Here is a 17514-nt window from a genome sequence, read left to right on the forward strand (position 1 = left end):
ACGATGAACGCCGCACGATTGCGCCGACTGGTCAGCGGTATCCATCGTGAAATCCTCCAGCGCAGGCGGCCCCACGGCCTGATCGGCTTACGTTATCTCTGGCCGGGACGGGATCGCCGTATCCTCTTGCATCGGATGTTCTGGTGGCAAAGTGGCATGCGCTGGTCACGCCCGCTCTGGCTGGCCCTCGAAGCCTGGCTGTGGCTACGCTGGGTCTTGTGGTTTGCCCTGCCGGCCTGCTGGCGCAGCGTCTGGCGCTTCGGCCTAGCCGTTGCGGAACAAGAAGGCATCTCGCGCGCCCGCCAGGGCTGGCGAGTCGCGAAGCTGGCATTGAATTGGTGCATTCCGCCACATGCCAGTTACCAGCTCCACCTTTACCGAGACACGCAGCAAGCGCTCGATTACGTCTACGATAGCGAAACCTCGGCCTATCACGCTTGGCGCAGCACACCACTGGGCTGGAAGGCCGAATCGCTGCGCCTGATCCAGAACAAGGTCGCGCTCGCGGAGTCGCTTACCGCTGACGGTATACCGGTAGTCCCCACCCTGGCCCAGATGGCTGGCGGGAGCGCCACGTTGGCCAGTCTCATGGGGGAGCACCCGCGCGTCTTCTGCAAGATGAACAGCGGCAACCAGGGGCGCGGCGCTTTCGCCGCCTGGCGTACCGAACGGGGCTTCGAAGGCCACACCTTCGCCGGCAAACCGTTGCCGGACACGCTGGCTGTCGAGGCCGCCTGGCAATCCCTGCTAAGGCTGGATACGGCTCTGGTCCAGCCGTGCCTGGAAAATCATCCACAGCTGGCGCCCCTTACCTACGACTTGGAAGTCATCACCGTGCGCTACATCAGCCAGTGGCCGGATGAGGTCGATCCCGCCCTGTCGGAGCCGACCTGCCTGAGCGCTACACTGGAAATCCCGGCCGGCACCAGCAAGCGCGGTCATACCGTCTATTGCATCCTCCCCATCCGCCCGGAAGCCGGCGTACTTTTGTCCTTACCCGCTCTGCCGATGCACGATGTAGCGATCCGCACTAGGATGAAAGGCATCGAAGCCTTGGCGCTCGCTCTGCCGCCCCTTCCGGACTGGGCCGAATTGGTGCGGCATTCACATGCTGCCCATCGCCGTTTTCCGGATATTCGCGCCTTAGCCTGGGACTGGGTATTGACCCCGTATGGTCCGCTCCTGTTGGAGGCCAACACGGGTTGGGCGACGGAAACGCCGCAAATTATTCGGGGGGAGGGATTTTTGAGCACGGTTTGTGAAACAACACGAGCCCGTAGGCGGTTTCAAAATTCGACTACCACCAAAGACACAACATGAAGGCCGCCAGCTTCGAGTACATCGAGGTCTTCTACAACCGGAAGCGGCAGCATTCGACCCTCGGCTACAGGTCGCCGATTCGGTTCCTGGAAAACTGGATCAATGAGCAACAACAGGAATAACTGGTAGCATGAAATCCCCTCCCCTTTGGCAGACGAAAAACCGAGGGGGCCTCAAACTTCGGGCGCGCTGTTGGATAGACGACGGAAATTTGCCGCCTTGGCCAAATCAGTGATGAAACGAAATCACGGCTGATGGGCGTCGATCAGGCCAAGTGTGTGTAGTTCGCCGAGGAAGCGCTCCATATCTGCTTGGCAGGTGCTTTTGTCAACCTTGAATTCCGTGCAGATCGTGCTGGTGATTTCAGGAAAGGAGACGGGCTGCGCCAACAACTCCCAGACACGAGAACCGACTCCACCGATGCCGTAATATGTGCCATGTTCGATACTCATCATGACCGTGTCACCATCCATGTCGGTGGCAATCAAATCGGGGTTGCGGACGAAGGTGCTGGTTTGGTCGAAGAGGGTCATGGCAAATTGGGCGCAAGTGAAATTGGGTTTGATTGGCTAGCAAATTACGAGCAGGGGCATTCAGATCACCCCTAAACGGAGTTGATAAACAACCGATCACGATTGAATGTACGATGAAGACTGTAGGTCATCTCGGCTTGCTTCCCACCATACATCCATTCGATCTCATGTCACTTTTTGACGATATACAGTTCGATTTCGCGGGCCAGATCAGCGGCGTAACTTTGTCGGTCGGCGCTTCTGGGTAAGAGGCTATTTTGTGTTGACGGTTGGGCGAGATGAAGAGGTGATTCGGAAGTGCATCCGAGATCAAGAGAAGGAGGACGAGCGGTTGGATCAGCTCAATCTCGTGTGACCGATGGGGCGCCGAGGATGGCGCCAAGAGCTCGGGGCCGCGTTAGCGCCCCCGCATAGCCGCTTTGAGCGGCTTGCATGTAATGGACCTTCGTTATCAGACAAGTGCAGCCAACAAGCGCTTACCTTCAATCCCGGTAACGATTTTCCCGGTGCCGAAATCGTCTTCGTCTGAATGTAACCGACTTTGGCGGGACGGTTGTTGCTTGTTAAATTTTAGGCTGCTTCGCGGATGGCGCGGCGCTGTGGGCTCCTACGAGGGGCCCCACGGTGGGGATGGGGATCCCTCTGTTGGATTGCCACCTGGTTTGCCGCAAGTGACCGAGGGGGCAAACAACACTATGACCGTGGGGGGCGCATATTCATGAACGGCTGCAGAACTATGTGGGTCTGTGCAGGGGCTCGGGTCGGCGGAAGATTGCATATCAGTGCCTTTGCGGTGGGGAGGGTTGCTGGATTTTAATACACATAAGGGGACAATAGTTCTACTTTCTCAGATTGGTCTTCAATTTGATGCGCCAAGGGATTCGGCCTGTTTTTGATAGGCGGATTGCGTGGCTTTCAGGCGTCGTTGGTGGCGCTCCTCGATCATGGCGACAAGGTCGTCATCTGTTTTGACTTTGCTGGGTAATTTGTGACGCAGGATGTCGATCAGGTCATGGCAAGAGAGCATGCTGGCAGTGATTTCCCGATACACCAAGCGCTCTTTGGCGAGGAACATCAGGGCGATCATGACCAGCGCCATGTGGTGATGACAGGCCTGCCAAGCTCGGGCCTGATAGTCGGCCATGCCGCAGATGTTCTTGGCATCCTCGAAAGCCCGTTCGACGAAATGGCGATCGGCCTGCATGCGGGCCAGTCGGCGTAACGAGGCCTGGGGCTTGGCATTGGCGAAACAGAACTTGAGTTTGCGGCCGTCGATCTCGGCGCACCAGCAGATGCCAGCAGCGTACTGTGGTCGTCTTGCCATCCCAACCATAGACCCGCCGGGCCAGATACTCGGCGATGACCACCCCCTTCTCGCCGGGGCGTACCGCCAAAAGACGCCAGGCACTCTCCGGTTGGGCATGCGCCCAGTCGGTGACGCTCCGTACCTCGATTTGTGCGTGCAAGGTCTTGGGCACTTTGCCTCGGAGTGACGTGCGCTCAGGGAGGGCCGGCTGCGGGTTTTCCAGATAAATGCCCTGGCCGGCATGAATCGCAGCGAGAAAGGTTTCGCCCTCGTCATCCAGATTGTTCAACAACTAGAGCAGGTGGCCATAACCAGCATCAAACACGACATGGCTGTAACGCAGTCCTTCACGCCGCAAACGCAACAACAGGGCCAAGGCAATTTCACCTTTGGTCCGGAATTCCAGCGTTTCCGGCATGCCCGCCTCACGGCAGCGCTCTAGGTCATCAAACCAATGCTCGGGCACAAACAGCTCACCATCGACCAAGGCGCAGGCACGATCCCGCACCAAGGCGGCAAAGACGCCGACCTGGCTGTTCTCGGTCTTGCCCAGACGACCATTCCACTGGCGCGCCACGCCGGCGGACTTGTCGCCTTTCTTCGCGAAGGCGGACTCATCGAAGACCAAGGCGGCGCCGTGGCCGAAGTGAGCATTGGCGTCGGCGATCAGTTGTTGCCTGACATCGGCGCGTGACCAGTTTGACTCGCTCTGCATGTGATGGAGCCGTTGGTAGTGGCTATCTGCCACCTGCTCGGCCATCTGCTCCATGTTGCGCCGGTCACACTGAAACAAGCCGTGGACGTAGCGTTTGGCTGCATCTTCAACCGAGCGGGTCCGGCGTTGAAAACAGTGCCGATAGGGGGTGAAATGGTCGTCAAAATGGCCGAGCGCCGACTTGACCAAGCCGTGAATGCATTTGGTATATTGAGTCCGTCATGGTGATTTAAAGCCTCATTAAAACCATTAAAAACAATGTTTTGTATTTTATCGCATGACGAATTCAGATGACTGTCGGCGAATCTGGCAAGGTAGAACAAGAGTTACCCAGTTTTGCTCCTTATGTGCCCCCATCATGCCTAACTGCTTGAATGTGGGGGGGGGGGACGTAGGTTGCGGTTCCTCGGGGATGGTCGCCTTCTTTGCGCTCTGCGGCAGAATCAGCATCCAACTCAACGCTTCTCGGTGTATTTATTTTCAATCTTCCAGACCGCGATTGCGGGTTGGCATGAGTGGCATAGCGAATGCCATGCACCCGCTCGTTCTTGAAGCTCTTGAACCAGCTCTCCGTTGGTGCGTTATCCCAGCAATTCCCCTTCCGGCTCATCGAGCAGGTCATGCCGTATTCCTTGAGCTTCTCCTGAAAGGGTAACCGTCCGGCGACCACCGTCTTTCCGAGGTAATCGGAATCAGGCAGTAACAGCGAACTCGGTCTTGGCGATCTGGTCCGCGACATTCCAAGGCAGCAGGTCGTCGAGTTGGCTGATTCGGTAGTCAGCAATTCGCTCGATGACGAAGCGCAGATAAGCTTCCGGGTCGAGGTCGTTGAGTTTCGCCGAACCAATCAGGCTGTAAATCGCGGCAGCGCGATCACCGCCGGCATCCGAACCGGCAAACAGGAAATTCTTTCGCCCGAGCGCTATCGCCCGTAGCGCCCGTTCAGCGGCATTGTTGTCGATCTCGATGCGCCCGTCCGAGGCATAGCGGATCAATGCCTGCCAATGGTTCAGGGCACAGCCGATGGCATCCGCCAGGCCGGATTTCTTCGAGAGCTGTCGTCGTGTGTCGAGTAGCCAGGCATGGAATTCATCGAGGAGGGGCTTGGCGGATTCCCGCCCTTTGCATCTGACATCTGGCGGTTGTCCGCGAACCTTGCTTTCAATCGCATACAAGGCGGCGATTCGCTTGAGCACCTCGGCCGCGATCGGTGAGCCCTGAGCTTGATGAATCTCGAAGAACTTGCGGCGGGCATGGGCCCAGCATGCGACTTCCAGGATGTCACCCTTGGCATACACTCGACGTACTGGTGCCGCGAGAAGCACAGGGTCATGACGAAGGCCCAGGTTCGGCACACCACGCCGGCCGCATCGGCCAAGCATCGGCCCGGCGCCGAAATCGACCTGTGCCGCCTCGCCGGGTGCGAAATCGAGCCGGATGGTGGTGTCCGGCGGCGATTCCCGCTTCAAGGTGGCCAGCAGGCGCCGGACCGCCGAATAGCTGCCGGTGTAGCCATGCTCGCGTTTCAGGGCGGCCAGAATGACGACGCCGGAAACACCCTGGGCGTGCCAAGCGGCAATCTGCTCGCGCAGCGGTTCCAGATGGGAAATGGTGGTGCTCGCCCGCTTTGGCGGTGCCAGGGCGTCGGCAATGTTGGCGTCTTCCGGCAACGGGTGCTCCCGAGTTCGACAGTTAAACGCGCAAGCTGTTGTTTTATATGAACCGCAGTTCAAAAACGTGTACTACAAGAGAGAAAGTTGCTGTGGTTGCGTCGGTTTTTTCAATCTCAAAGCGGCAAAAACGCGGTCCTGTGTTTCGGAGAGGCGAGAAATGCCAGTGACTGGCCGTTCGGCCTGATTGATGCGAATCTGATGATGCTGAAGCTTCTGCAACTCCTGCAGCGCCCGCTCCGGCGACAGTTGCGCATCGGCGCTGCTCAATCGCTGTCGCATGACGCGGTAAAGGATCAAGGCAATGAAGCAGATGGCAGCGTGCGCCTTGATCCGCTCTGGCAGTCGATGAAACACCGGGCCAATCTCGATTTCCGATTTCAGCACCCGGAAGCCGCGCTCGATATCGGCGAGCGACTTGTAACGGTCAACCACGCACTGTGGCGACAAATCCGGCGTATTGGTTACCAGCAGCAATTTGCCATCCATCAGTTCAGCCAGCGCCAGGGCATCGGGGTCGATTTCGTAGGCAAAGAGCTCATTCTTCAAATCGACGCGAATGATATTGGCGAGATGCGCATCCTTGACCGCGTGATACAGCCGCGCCTTGGCGCCGCTGTCGGAGAGCTTTTTGCCACGGGCTTTCACCCCGGCATCCTGCGCATCGAGTTTGCCTACCCACGCGTTCGCCTGAGCTTCCAGCGCTTCGATTCGTTCGCGGCGCAATGCCTGGGCATCCTTGGCGACGTCAGGATCGTGGGCAACGACCAAGCGCAATCCACGCCACGGCAATTCGCTGACGATTTCCTGCTCAGCATCGACGCACTGCGCCTGAAAGCTGTCGAGCAGTTCGGCAAATTCGCTGTAGCGTCGTCCGGGAACGGCCAGCACAAATTCCAGTGGCTCACCGCTTTGCAGGCGGATCTCGGAGAGCGCCTCCAGGTTATCCAGCGACAGCAAGCCCCGATCTGCCACCAGCACCACCCTGCAAATCGACGGGAAGCGTTCGAGCACCGTCTTCAAGGTCGGCAACAAGGTGGGCGATTCCGCCGTGTTGCCGGCAAACACCTCGTGATAAATCGGCAGGCCATCGCCCGTTTGCACCACTCCCAGCATGACCTGACGGGCGATGAGGCCTTCCTTGGCCATGCCGAACTGGCGGACATCGCCTTCCTGGTCAGAGGTACCTTCCGTGCGAATGGTGGTCATGTCGTAGAACACCACCGACAATTCCTGATCGATCAAGGGGCGCAGCAAGTTGGCGACCATAGCATCGACTTCAGTTTGATGATCGACCAGGGCATCCATACTGCGCAGCAGATGCTGATGGGTGATCGATTCCACCTCAACGTCCGGCATCGCTACCGTCTCCAGCCAGCGCAAGATACCGAGCTTCGACTCCGGATCACACAGGCGATTGAACACCATGACCCGAATCAGCGCTTCGACATCGATGCTGTGCCGGGTCTTGCGGAACACGCGGCGCAGTTCGCCAAAGCCCAGCGATTCCCACAGTTCGTTGAGTGCCCAGACGTTGCCGAGCGCACGCGCCGATTCGAACTCGACTGCGGGCAATGGAGCATTCAGGAAATCCGGCCGACCGGTGACCTTGAGCAGGCCAGAGATGACGGAATCCAGGCTGTCGGTCAGTTGATCCAGGCGACCGAGCGTGACCAGGGTGCGATGCTTGGCCTTGCCAGCGTCGTCACGGAAGGCTTCGACAAGCTGGAGATACTGGCGCGGACCGGAACGAGTGATCTTGAGGAACATGCCAATACTTTACCAGCACGGCAATGCTTGTCAAATATAGCTATTAAAACCAGCGACGTGCCACTACACGACTTTTTGGAAAATCGCCTTGAAACCCGCATGGCTGCGTGGGCAACTGCTCGAAAATGGCCTTTTTTGGGCTCGAACTGTCGAACTCGGGGGTGCTGGCTGTCCAGCCAGCCCTGCCGGCCAGTGTCCGCAGCGCGGCCGCCGTGCGCCGGCCCATGAGGCCGCTCTTGGCCAGGTCGCGGTCGGAATCCCCCTGACGCATCCGCATCAGGGCCTGTCGGTAGTGGTGCATTTCGAACCTCCTCCTGCTCACCAACCCTCCAGCAAAAAATCGCCGAGGGTAACGAGTCGTGGTTGATATCCCGAAATGCCCGTTGCTTACCTCTTCATCGCCGCTGGCGCCATAACGCCGATCATCCAGTGGCGCCTATACGCCGATCACGCACTGGCTCCATTACGCCAGTCACAGCCTGGCTCCTATATGCCGATCATTTGGTGGCTCCAATACGGCGGTCGCTGACAGGCGGCACCTTCCCACAAAATGTCCGATGCCTCGCCTATGCGGGGCCGTCGTTTAGCCACCGGTCGAGCCAGGCGATGGCATTCGCACTACGGCTGAACTGGAAGGCAATCCCGTCGTCGGCTTGGCCTTGTAGGGCGCGGGCAATCTGCCGACGCCATTTGTCGCGGTCGATGAGGGCATCGAACGCCGGATGCAGGCCACTTTCAAGTTGCCGCGCCTGTTCGGCCATTGTCACGATTCCTGTGTCTTTCATGTCCTGGTACACGCGGGCATAGCCCATGTCCTTGCTTGGCTTCCAGGCCACCCGCTTGGGCACCACCGCATCGATGGCGCGGCGGTGCAGGTAGCGACCGACGCCCTTCGGGCCGACCTTTTCGATACTCGGAGTGGACAGGTATTGCTGCACCAGGCGCACGTCCCACAGCGGCCAGCGGTAATCGACGCCATAGGCCGCCGCCATCAGCGTGCAGTCTTCCAGGCGGGCGGTGACCTGCATCCGCTTTAGGTGATGCATAAGGATGAAGTCGTTAATCCGTCGGTAGGGGGCGTCGTAGATGGCGGTTTCCATGTACTGCTCGTACAGGTTCAGGCGTTGTACCACCTCGGGCCGCACTAACTGATTGGGCCAGTGCTGCTGCCAGGCCCGGAGATAGTTGGGGTTGTGGCTTGGCCTGCTGCTTGGGGTGGCGAGCGCCTTGATCAGCCGCAGGCTGCGCCGTACCGGGTCGCCCGGCAGAATATTCCACAAGGCGGCGTAATGCCGTCCGTCGAGGAGTTCATGGCGCAAATGGCCGCCCGAGTTGGTCACCACCTCGTCGCCCCCAAAACCCGAGAACAGACTACGGATACCACGCCGTTGGCATTCCTCGTGGAAGGGAATGTGACCGCTGGCATTACCATGTTCTTGGGGGTAACCCAGAATCGGGAAGCCGTGCGCAACACTGTCGACGATGCCTGGAGCGCAGCGGGCGGTGATGAGGTAGTTGTGGCGGATATGCTGCGCCTGACTGGTTTCGAGGATGAAGGCGGGTTCCTGTTCGCACAGGGCGAAGCCGAAGCTATATAGCCGGTCGCCTGGCTCGCCGAGGAAATGGGCCAGGTAGGCGGTGATGGTGGCGGAATCGATGCCGCCGCTGTTCTCGGTGCCCATGGGGGCATCCGGGTCCATGCGGCAGCGAATAGCCTCTTCCAACACTTCACGATACGCCTCGACCCAGCGCGGATCTCGCTTCGTGGTGAAGGGGGCGTCGTCGCGCCAGTGGTGATAACGCTGGATCTTGATGCGGCCATTGTCGTCGCAGGTCAGCCAATGGCCAGGGGCGACCTTTTTGATCTCCTTGTAAGCCGTTTCGGTTTGGCTGAAGGAGAGATGCAGCATGTAGGCGGCGGCCCAATCCAGGTCCTTGGTTGAAGGCAGTGCCGCACGCCGTTGCAGTTCCGGGATGCTGAAGCCGTAGGTAAGCCGCCCTTGGTCAAGGCGGTAATAAAGCGGTTTGACGCCGAGCGGGTCGCGGGCAAGGTAGGTGAGATGGCGCGCGTCATCGCGGATGGCAAGGGCGTAGTCGCCGATCAGGTGTTCAACCAAGGCCTCACCCCAGCGCCGCCAGGCTGCCACGACAATTACTTCAGCATTTTTCTCGGGGATTCCCAATTCCCTGTGCAGATCGGCGAGATTATGAATCTGGCCGGTGAAATCAATCTGAATGGAATCTGAAGTCATGAATATGGGTAGGATTGGGCTGAGAGGGTCGAGATGCTACACTTCTGCTTGATATTCCTGAACCCAATATACGCCATGCCCGATTTTGATCCCACTTGTCTTTTTGTCCGTAACCCCGACCTGGTCGCCACCGACATGGATGGTGACACCGTGATGATGAGCATCGAACGTGCTGAGCATTATGGCGTCGGCGGTGTCGGTTCACGGGTATGGGAACTACCGGAGTCCCCCGCTTCGATAACAGACATCGTTAAGGCCATTTGCGGCGAATTCGAGGTAAATGAACCCACTTGCCAGGCCGATATGAAATGGTTTGTCGAGGATATGCAGAGCCACGGACTGGTTAGCATTTCTGCACGCTGACCCGTCGCAGATTTACATGCTCAAGCTTTTGCTGCGCAAGGCGAAGAGTTTTCTGCGCCAACCGCTGTTGAACCAGATCGGCTTTGTGCCGGTTTGGTTATTGCTGGGCATAGCCAAAGCCCTGATCTTCACCATCTCTTTCCGTCGTCTTGCACCGCGCTTGGGGGCGAACGCCGGCATTTCAGCCCAGGTGCCCCTACTTGACCCCGCCAAGGAGGTCCGAGCACTGCAAATTGGCCGACTGGTTCGCATGACGGCCCGCTACACGCCCTGGGACTCCAACTGCTTTCCTCAGGCCGTGGTAGCCCGCCTTTTGCTTGGCTGGTACAACGTGCCCTATGCCCTGTACTTCGGCCTGATGCGCGACCCGGAATCCGCCGAGATGAAGGCGCATGCCTGGGTAGCGGCCGGGCGAATTCGGGTGACGGGGGGCGAAAGTTTCGGCCAGTTTACGGTGGTGGGTTGCTTCGTATCGCCGGGGCTCGGCATGCCTGATTCGACATGAACGCGCCGTCCCGTTTCGTAAGCCTGCTGCGGGAAGCACCTCGTGGTTGGCCAATGGCCTTGTTAGCCCTGATGGTGCTGGCCAGTTTGACCGAGGGCATCGGTCTCCTGCTGCTGGTACCCTTGCTGGGGCTGCTTGGTGGACGGAGCGATAGTGAAAATCCTTTGGTCACTTACTTGCTCACGACCCTGCCGAGAGCTGGCCTGCCGATTTCCGTTGAGGGCTTGCTGGTCGCCTTTCTAATATTGATCGGCTTACGCAGCGTTGTGCAATACGCCCGAGAACGTCTGGGAGCGAGCCTGCAACACCAGATCGCCGACCGGATGCGAGAGCGCTGTTTTGCTGCCCTTTTGGGGGTGGAGTGGCGCTGGATCGTAGCCGGACGCAAGTCCGATCACGCGAACCTGTTGCTGACCGATGTCTCCCGGGTGGGGGTAGGACTCAACTTCGGCCTGAGCCTGCTAGCGGCGCTGGCCACGCTGGCGGCGTATGTGTCTGCGGCCTTGGTACTTTCGTGGAGCATGACCGCCGTCGTCCTGATGAGCGCTGGCCTGGTGTTCGGGCTATTGTCGCGGCACCGGCGGGCGGCGTTGATGCTTGGGCAAAATCTCGGCAGTGCCAATCGTGCTTTGCAGGGCAACGTGCAGGAGAGCCTGGCTGGAATCAAGCTAGCCAAGATATTGGGAAATGAATCCCGGCATCTGGCCTATTTTTTGAAGACCACGAGGCATCTGCGTGAACAGCAGCTACGCTTTATTGCCGATACCAGTTTGTCGCGGGCCTTCTTTCAGGTAGGGGGGGCTGCTTTACTCTGCATCTACCTTTATTTGGGTCTGACCGTGTGGCCCATGCCCTTGCCAGAACTTTTGACGCTGGTGTTGCTGTTTTCCCGGATGATTCCCTTATTCATGACTGCGCATCAGCATTATCACCACTGGCTGCATGCCATGCCGGCCCTGGATGAGATCGATGAATTGCTCCGCGCCTGTCGGCAGGCCGCAGAACCTGTGGCGCCGGAAGGTCTCCTTACCTTGCCTTTGCGGGAGGCTTTGACGCTAAAAGACATAAGCGTGCGTTACGATGGCCGCGAGCAACCCGCGTTGGACGCGCTTACGGTTCGTTTCCCCGTCCGGACGACTACCGCAATTATTGGGCCTTCTGGTGCGGGCAAGAGCACGCTGGCCGATGTGTTGATGGGATTGTTACGACCGGACGCCGGGAATCTGGAGGTCGATGGAGTGCGGATCGATGGCGGGCAGCGCATGCTCTGGCGTCGTTCGGTCGCCTACGTACCTCAGGAAGTCTTTCTGTTTCACGACAGCATTCGCAACAACTTGCTCTGGGCTGCACCGGGGGCCAGCATAGCTGAGTTGCGCGAAGCCCTGCAGCAGGCTGCCGCAGACTTCGTGTTTGACCTGCCTCAAGCTCTCGATACCCTGGTGGGCGATGGCGGCGTTCGTCTTTCGGGAGGCGAGCGCCAGCGAATCGCCATTGCCCGCGCCTTGCTGCAGCGACCCAGCCTGTTGATTCTGGACGAGGCCACCAGTGCCCTGGACCTCAACAACGAGGCGCGCGTGCGCGAGGCCATCGAACAACTGCATGGAAATCTGACGGTGGTCATAATCGGCCACAGACTACCAACCTTGGAGCACGCCGATCAGGTGATTCAATTGGCAGAGGGACGGATTGTTGCCCAAGGTACTTGGGCTGAGATCAACACTTCAAGGAATCTGTCGATATGACACACACTCTTCCTGATTTACAAGGCCTGCTGTTGGACATGCTCTCCACACATCGCCAAATTGAAATCAGAGCAATTGTGGCGCTTGAGTTACCAGAATGGGAGATTCTGCTCCACATGGTCCGCCAACATCGGCTCGGCCCGCTTCTGCATTGGCGGCTGACCCGTGAGCGCAGCGATTTACCAGTTCCTGAGGCCGTAAAAACAGAGCTGGCTGCCAGCTTCAAGAGAGCGGCTTTGCGCGCCTTAGTGATGCAGCGTGAGCTGCTGCTCACGCACCGCATTTTGAAAAATGCCGGCATTCCGCATATCGCCCTGAAAGGGGCTTTTCTGGCGTTTAACGCCTACCCGAATCCAGCGCTTCGTCCGTTACGTGATTTAGACATTCTGGTGCCGAAAGAATCAGTCTTGCGTGCTTATCAGGTGCTCCTGTCTAGCGGACTATCGAGACTAGCGGAGTATCAGGGCGACCCCTCGGCTGTTGCTGAACTCAATAAACATTTGCCCCCCTTGGCTTCGCCTTCCGGGCAGACCAGTATTGAGCTGCACCTGCGGTTATTTCATCCTCAGCAACAAGACAAGCAAGTTGACCTAGCTGATGATCCTGAATTATGGCTTCGCGCCATTCATCGCGAAGTGGCGGGCGAATCGATCGGTTTTCTCTCGGTTACCGATCTTCTGCTGCACTTGATTGTTCATGCGGTCAACGACCACATGTTTGACAACGGCCCCTTGCTGTTCAGTGATATTGCCTTTCTGCTGGAATTGCACAACATCAACTGGCCGCTGTTTTGGCGACTCGCCGAGACCCATGGACAAACCCGTGCCTGCCTGCTGGCTCTCAAACTAGTAGAGCGCTATTACGGTAGCCAACCTGTACAGTGGCCAGAGCATCTCTTGGTTTTGAACACGGACATGAGCGATGTTATCGAGACCGCCTCTCTGTTGATCCTGCAAGATTTCGATGCTCGCTCAAATCTAAAGCTTTCCAAGGAAATCGATATTGAGAACAGCGGAATCAGCAAGCTTCGTCTGATCCTGTCGAAAGCCTTCCCCTCCCGGACCAAACTCGCCGCAAACTACCCGGTCTCACCCAACTCGGTCATGGTTTTACCTTTTTATATTAAAAACTGGTGGCGACTTGCCACCCAGCGCCTTCCCGATTTTCTGAAAAGCCAACGACAATCTCAAACCAGTGCAGACTTGCAACGATTGAATTATTTAAGTCACTGGCTCCGAACATGAAGTGAAAGCAAGGCAGTTTGGGCCATGGCATGACACCAGGGCCTTTTCACTCGAAAATCATAATTCTCGAAGCCCTAGGATACTGCGCATGATGGACTTCTGGCGTTTGCTTTCTTGGTGAACGAATCCGGTGTCGGGGATGTCAGTGGTGCACTTGACTCTTGAGACCGTCTAGCCTTTCATTTTTTCGGGTCCCGCCTTATTCGACGGTCACCGATTTCGCCAGATTCCTCGGCTTGTCAACGTCCGTCCCCTTGACCAACGCTGCATGGTAGGAGAGCAGTTGCAGGGGAATGACATGCAGGACGGGAGAAAGCTGTCCGTAGTGCTCCGGCAGATGCAGGATATGCACGCCGTCGCTCTCGGCGATTTCGGAACCGGCATCGGCAAAGACATACAGTTCGCCACCACGGGCGCGCACTTCCTGCAGGTTGGATTTCAGCTTTTCCAGCAGTTCGTCGTTGGGAGCAACGGAAATCACCGGCATCTCGGCATCCACCAGCGCCAGCGGACCATGCTTGAGTTCCCCGGCCGGATAGGCCTCGGCGTGGATGTAGGAGATTTCCTTGAGCTTGAGGGCACCTTCCAGCGCGATCGGATAGTGCCGGCCACGCCCCAGGAAGAGCGCATCCTTCTTGTTGGCGAATCGTGCCGCCCAGGCTGCAATTTCCGGTTCCAGCGTCAGCACCTTGCCGACGGCGACCGGCAGATGGCGCAGTTGCTCGAGATGGCAGCTTTCATCCTCGCTGCTCAAGCGGCCTTTGACCTTGGCCAGGACAAGGGTGAGCAGGAACAGCGCGACCAGTTGCGTGGAGAAGGCCTTGGTCGAGGCGACACCGATTTCCGGGCCGGCGCGGGTAATGAAGCGCAGCGCGCATTCGCGAACGATGGCGGATTCGGGAACATTGCAGATTGCCAGCGTATTCTGCTGGCCCTGGCTTTTCGCGTACTGGAGCGCCGCCAGCGTATCGGCGGTTTCACCGGACTGGGAGATGGCGACGACGAGCTGCCGCGGATTCGGCACCGAGGTCCGGTAGCGGTATTCGCTGGCGATCTCGACGGTACACGGGATGCCGGCGAGGCCTTCCAGCCAGTAGCGGGCAGTCATGCCCGAATGAGAGCTGGTACCACAGGCGAGAATCAGCACGGAATCGATACCGGCAAGGAGTTCCCCGGCTGCGGCCCCGAAGATGCCGGGCTGGATGGTCTTGCTGCCACCGATCATTTCCAGGGTATTGGCCAGCGCTTCCGGCTGCTCGAAGATTTCCTTCTGCATGAAGTGCTGGTAATGACCGAGTTCAACGGCGGCGGCGGAGAGTTCGGACACCGTGATCGGCCGGACGACGGGCTGGCCGTTGCCGCTGACGATCCGCAGCGAGTTGGCCGTCAGCTCGGCAACATCGCCGTTTTCCAGGTAGATCATGTTGCGGGTCACCTGCAGCAGCGCGGAGGCATCGGACGCCGCATAGTTGCCTGCGTCGGACACTCCGAGCAGCAAGGGCGAGCCTTCGCGGGCGACGATGACGCGCTCCGGAAAATCGAGATCGATGACGCCGATGGCGTAGGCGCCGATCAGTCGCTGGCAGGCCTGCTGCACCGCCGCAAAAAGGTCGGGTTCGGTACGCAAGACGAACTCGATCAGGTGAGCGATGCTTTCCGTATCGGTATCGGAAGTGAACACGTAGCCCAGCGCGCTCAGTTCCTGGCGCAAGGCTTCGTGGTTCTCGATGATCCCGTTATGGACCACCGCGATTTTCCCGGAAACATGGGGATGCGCGTTGCGTTCGGAAGGAACGCCGTGGGTGGCCCAACGGGTATGGGAAATGCCGACCGAAGCGCTCAGTTCGGCGGCCGCCTTTTCAAGTTCGGCAACCCGGCCCACCGAGCGTACCCGGGCAATTTCGCCATCGGCGATGACTGCGAGCCCCGCGGAATCGTAACCGCGGTATTCCAACTTTTTGAGTCCTTCCACCAGAACCGAAACGATACAACCGCCAGCCGCTGCGACAACGATCCCACACATCCTGCCATTTCCTTTCGAATATTCCGACTATTCAACATGCGTCCCGCAAACCCCATCTTCCCCTCCGAAATCAGGCAGGAAAACATATTGCACCGCACCATATTCCATGACCGAAAGATATCACAACATGTTCGCCAGCCAGCCGGGAAAGTGCCGTAAAACCAAGGCCATCAGACGATTTTCGGGGAATTAGCCAAGCCTTCTGGTTGCCAGCAACAAACCGCAGGCGATCCCGATCACATCAGCCAGGACATCCCAGACGCTGGCACTACGTCCTGGCACGAACAACTGGACGAGTTCGATAGCGACGCCATAAACGATCAGCGTCGCAGCGACAAATGGCCGTGACGCCCGCCAGAACAAGGAGATGCACAAGGCCAGGACCAGAAAGGCAAAGACGTGCTTGGCCTTGTCGTTGAAACCATCCACTGCAGCAATCTCGCTCGGCATGACAGACAGCCAGCAAATCGCCAAAAATACAATGACGGTGGCGCCCCGCCCTACCCTGTTGATGACTGTCATCTGCATGCACATCTGCCCGAACGCGAGTCAGGCATTTTAGCCGTTTCGCCCAGCGAACTGACGGCTAGGGAATGTGGACCAGCGCCTCTGGAAATCTTGCGTGCAGTTTTTCCATCAGAACCTGCTTGGCCCGGCGATCGCCATGGACCAGACGAATTTCCTCCGGTTTGTAGCGCATGCGCCCGACGAAGCGCAGCAGATCGGCCTGGTCGGCATGCGCGGAATACGCCGCGATGCGGTGAATGCCGGCGCGGATGGTGTGGCGCTCACCGTCGAATTCGACATATCCGCCGCGCGGTCCGTATTGCTGGATGGCGTACCCGGGCGTTCCGGCCGCCTGATAGCCGACGAAGACGATGTCGTGCCGGGCGTCGCCGATCATGGCTTTCAGGTAATTGACGATGCGCCCGCCGGAGCACATCCCGCCGGCGGCGATGACGACTGCCGGGCGGGCGCTACGCGCCAGGTAGGCGACGGTTTGCAGGTGCTCGTCGTGACCGTCCACCGTATATAGCTGTTCGAAGGCCAGGGGGTGGCGACCGCTGGCGGTGCGGCGGCGGGCTTCGACGTCCCACAGGTGATGCAGGCGGATATGTGCCTGCGTCAGACGCGCCGCCAGCGGGGAATCGACGATGATCTCCAGCGCCGACCAATCGGTTTCCGCCGGCTGCTTTTTCGCGCTGGCGATGACATGCTCCAGGTCGTAGAGGATTTCCTGGGTACGCCCGATGCTGAAGGCGGGAATGAGGACGCTGCCCCGGTTGCGCAGGGCGCGTTCGATGGTCTCCTTCAGTTGCCGGCGACGCTGCTTCCGGTCGGCGTGCAAGCGATCGCCGTAGGTGCTTTCGAGGAGCAGCAGGTCGGCCCGCCACGGCGAACGGGGTGCTGGCAAGAGCGCGCTGAGGGGAGCGCCGAGATCGCCGGAAAAGACGATACGCCAGTCGCCTTTGTCGGAACCCGTAGCCAGTTCGCCGCTGAGGCGGACTTCGACGAAGGCGGAACCGAGAATGTGTCCGGCCGAGTGCAGCTTGATCTGCCAACCGGGAAGCAAGGCATGCCAGTGCTTGTAGGGCAGCGCCACCAACTGGCCGGCGATTTGTTCCAGTATCCGCCGGATCAGGCGTTGGTCAGGCGTCATGCCAACCTTCATCGCATCCTCCAGCATCAACGGCAGCAGTTCGGCACTCGCCTCGCTGCACAGAATGGGGCCGCGAAATCCGGCCGCCAGCAGGTAGGGCAGACGGCCGACATGATCGATGTGCACATGGGTGATGACGATGGCCCGGATGTGGTCTACGGGAAAGTCGATTGCCGGCGTGCCGGCCGAACCGCCCTCGGCGGAGACCTCGGCCCCCTGAAACAACCCGCAGTCGACAAGAATGGCTGTGCCATCCCGGGCGCGCAGTTCGTGGCAGGAACCGGTGACGCCATCGACGGCACCGTGATGCAGCAGCGTGTAATCGTTCATTGCACTCTCCGGGGAAGGACTCGGCAATGATATTTGCATTTTTCATGCAGCGCGATCCGGCTGGCGAATCGCTGCTGCAAC

General features: G+C 58.9%; 14 protein-coding genes and 4 pseudogenes. 7 read left to right on the forward strand and 11 right to left on the reverse strand.

Annotated features, from left to right (window positions below; translation table 11 throughout):
• Nucleotides 1-3: 3 nt before the first annotated feature.
• Nucleotides 4-1320 (forward strand): ATP-grasp domain-containing protein, encoded by a 1317-nt coding sequence (locus AC0KWY_RS04485; protein WP_474028449.1) that lies wholly within the window; start codon nt 4-6, stop codon nt 1318-1320.
• A 5-nt stretch (nt 1321-1325) separates the two neighbouring features.
• Nucleotides 1326-1442 (forward strand): annotated as a pseudogene (locus AC0KWY_RS04490) (hypothetical protein); the annotation flags it as partial.
• A gap of 123 nt (nt 1443-1565) precedes the next feature.
• Here the strand turns inward: AC0KWY_RS04490 and AC0KWY_RS04495 are convergent.
• A complete protein-coding gene (locus AC0KWY_RS04495) occupies nt 1566-1853 on the reverse strand; it encodes a lasso peptide biosynthesis PqqD family chaperone (RefSeq protein ID WP_474028450.1) in 288 nt (95 codons plus the stop codon).
• Between the two features lie 217 nt (nt 1854-2070).
• Here AC0KWY_RS04495 and AC0KWY_RS04500 point away from each other — a divergent pair.
• Nucleotides 2071-2208: pseudogene (locus AC0KWY_RS04500) on the forward strand (IS200/IS605 family transposase); the annotation flags it as partial.
• A gap of 504 nt (nt 2209-2712) precedes the next feature.
• Here the strand turns inward: AC0KWY_RS04500 and AC0KWY_RS04505 are convergent.
• The 7 genes and pseudogenes from AC0KWY_RS04505 to AC0KWY_RS04535 form a co-directional block, all read right to left on the reverse strand.
• Nucleotides 2713-3186, reverse strand: a complete 474-nt coding sequence (locus AC0KWY_RS04505; RefSeq protein WP_474028451.1) for a hypothetical protein — start codon at nt 3184-3186, stop codon at nt 2713-2715.
• Nucleotides 3187-3451: 265 nt separating this feature from the next.
• Entirely contained in the window at nt 3452-4063 is a 612-nt protein-coding gene (locus tag AC0KWY_RS04510) for an IS701 family transposase (RefSeq protein ID WP_474028452.1), read from the reverse strand.
• Between the two features lie 322 nt (nt 4064-4385).
• A pseudogene (locus tag AC0KWY_RS04515) lies at nt 4386-4523 on the reverse strand (IS3 family transposase); the annotation flags it as partial.
• A gap of 43 nt (nt 4524-4566) precedes the next feature.
• A pseudogene (tnpC, locus tag AC0KWY_RS04520) lies at nt 4567-5175 on the reverse strand (IS66 family transposase); the annotation flags it as partial.
• Nucleotides 5176-5616: 441 nt separating this feature from the next.
• On the reverse strand, nt 5617-7314 hold the full coding sequence (locus AC0KWY_RS04525; protein ID WP_474026189.1) for an IS1634 family transposase: 1698 nt from the start codon (nt 7312-7314) through the stop codon (nt 5617-5619).
• Nucleotides 7315-7357: 43 nt separating this feature from the next.
• A complete protein-coding gene (locus tag AC0KWY_RS04530; protein WP_474028453.1) occupies nt 7358-7615 on the reverse strand; it encodes a hypothetical protein in 258 nt (85 codons plus the stop codon).
• A gap of 265 nt (nt 7616-7880) precedes the next feature.
• Nucleotides 7881-9566, reverse strand: a complete 1686-nt coding sequence (locus tag AC0KWY_RS04535) for an asparagine synthetase B family protein (protein WP_474028454.1) — start codon at nt 9564-9566, stop codon at nt 7881-7883.
• A gap of 75 nt (nt 9567-9641) precedes the next feature.
• Here AC0KWY_RS04535 and AC0KWY_RS04540 point away from each other — a divergent pair, with 75 nt between their 5' ends.
• The 4 genes from AC0KWY_RS04540 to AC0KWY_RS04555 are packed head-to-tail and all read left to right on the forward strand — an operon-like array spanning nt 9642 to nt 13420.
• Entirely contained in the window at nt 9642-9929 is a 288-nt protein-coding gene (locus AC0KWY_RS04540; protein WP_474028455.1) for a PqqD family peptide modification chaperone, read from the forward strand.
• 16 nt (nt 9930-9945) lie between these two features.
• Nucleotides 9946-10434, forward strand: a complete 489-nt coding sequence (locus AC0KWY_RS04545; protein ID WP_474028456.1) for a lasso peptide biosynthesis B2 protein — start codon at nt 9946-9948, stop codon at nt 10432-10434.
• Nucleotides 10431-12176, forward strand: a complete 1746-nt coding sequence (locus tag AC0KWY_RS04550) for an ABC transporter ATP-binding protein (protein ID WP_474028457.1) — start codon at nt 10431-10433, stop codon at nt 12174-12176. The genes AC0KWY_RS04545 and AC0KWY_RS04550 overlap by 4 nt, the downstream gene beginning before the upstream one ends.
• Nucleotides 12173-13420, forward strand: a complete 1248-nt coding sequence (locus AC0KWY_RS04555; RefSeq protein ID WP_474028458.1) for a nucleotidyltransferase domain-containing protein — start codon at nt 12173-12175, stop codon at nt 13418-13420. The genes AC0KWY_RS04550 and AC0KWY_RS04555 overlap by 4 nt, the downstream gene beginning before the upstream one ends.
• 199 nt (nt 13421-13619) lie before the next feature.
• Here AC0KWY_RS04555 and glmS read toward each other — a convergent pair whose 3' ends face one another.
• From glmS to AC0KWY_RS04570, 3 genes are all read right to left on the reverse strand, one after another.
• On the reverse strand, nt 13620-15443 hold the full coding sequence (glmS, locus tag AC0KWY_RS04560) for a glutamine--fructose-6-phosphate transaminase (isomerizing) (RefSeq protein ID WP_474028459.1): 1824 nt from the start codon (nt 15441-15443) through the stop codon (nt 13620-13622).
• Nucleotides 15444-15632: 189 nt separating this feature from the next.
• On the reverse strand, nt 15633-15971 hold the full coding sequence (locus tag AC0KWY_RS04565; RefSeq protein WP_474028460.1) for a VanZ family protein: 339 nt from the start codon (nt 15969-15971) through the stop codon (nt 15633-15635).
• A gap of 58 nt (nt 15972-16029) precedes the next feature.
• Entirely contained in the window at nt 16030-17433 is a 1404-nt protein-coding gene (locus AC0KWY_RS04570; protein ID WP_474028461.1) for an MBL fold metallo-hydrolase RNA specificity domain-containing protein, read from the reverse strand.
• Between the last annotated feature and the right edge of the window lie 81 nt (nt 17434-17514).

Source organism: Azonexus sp. MM2026_4, assembly GCF_055901855.1.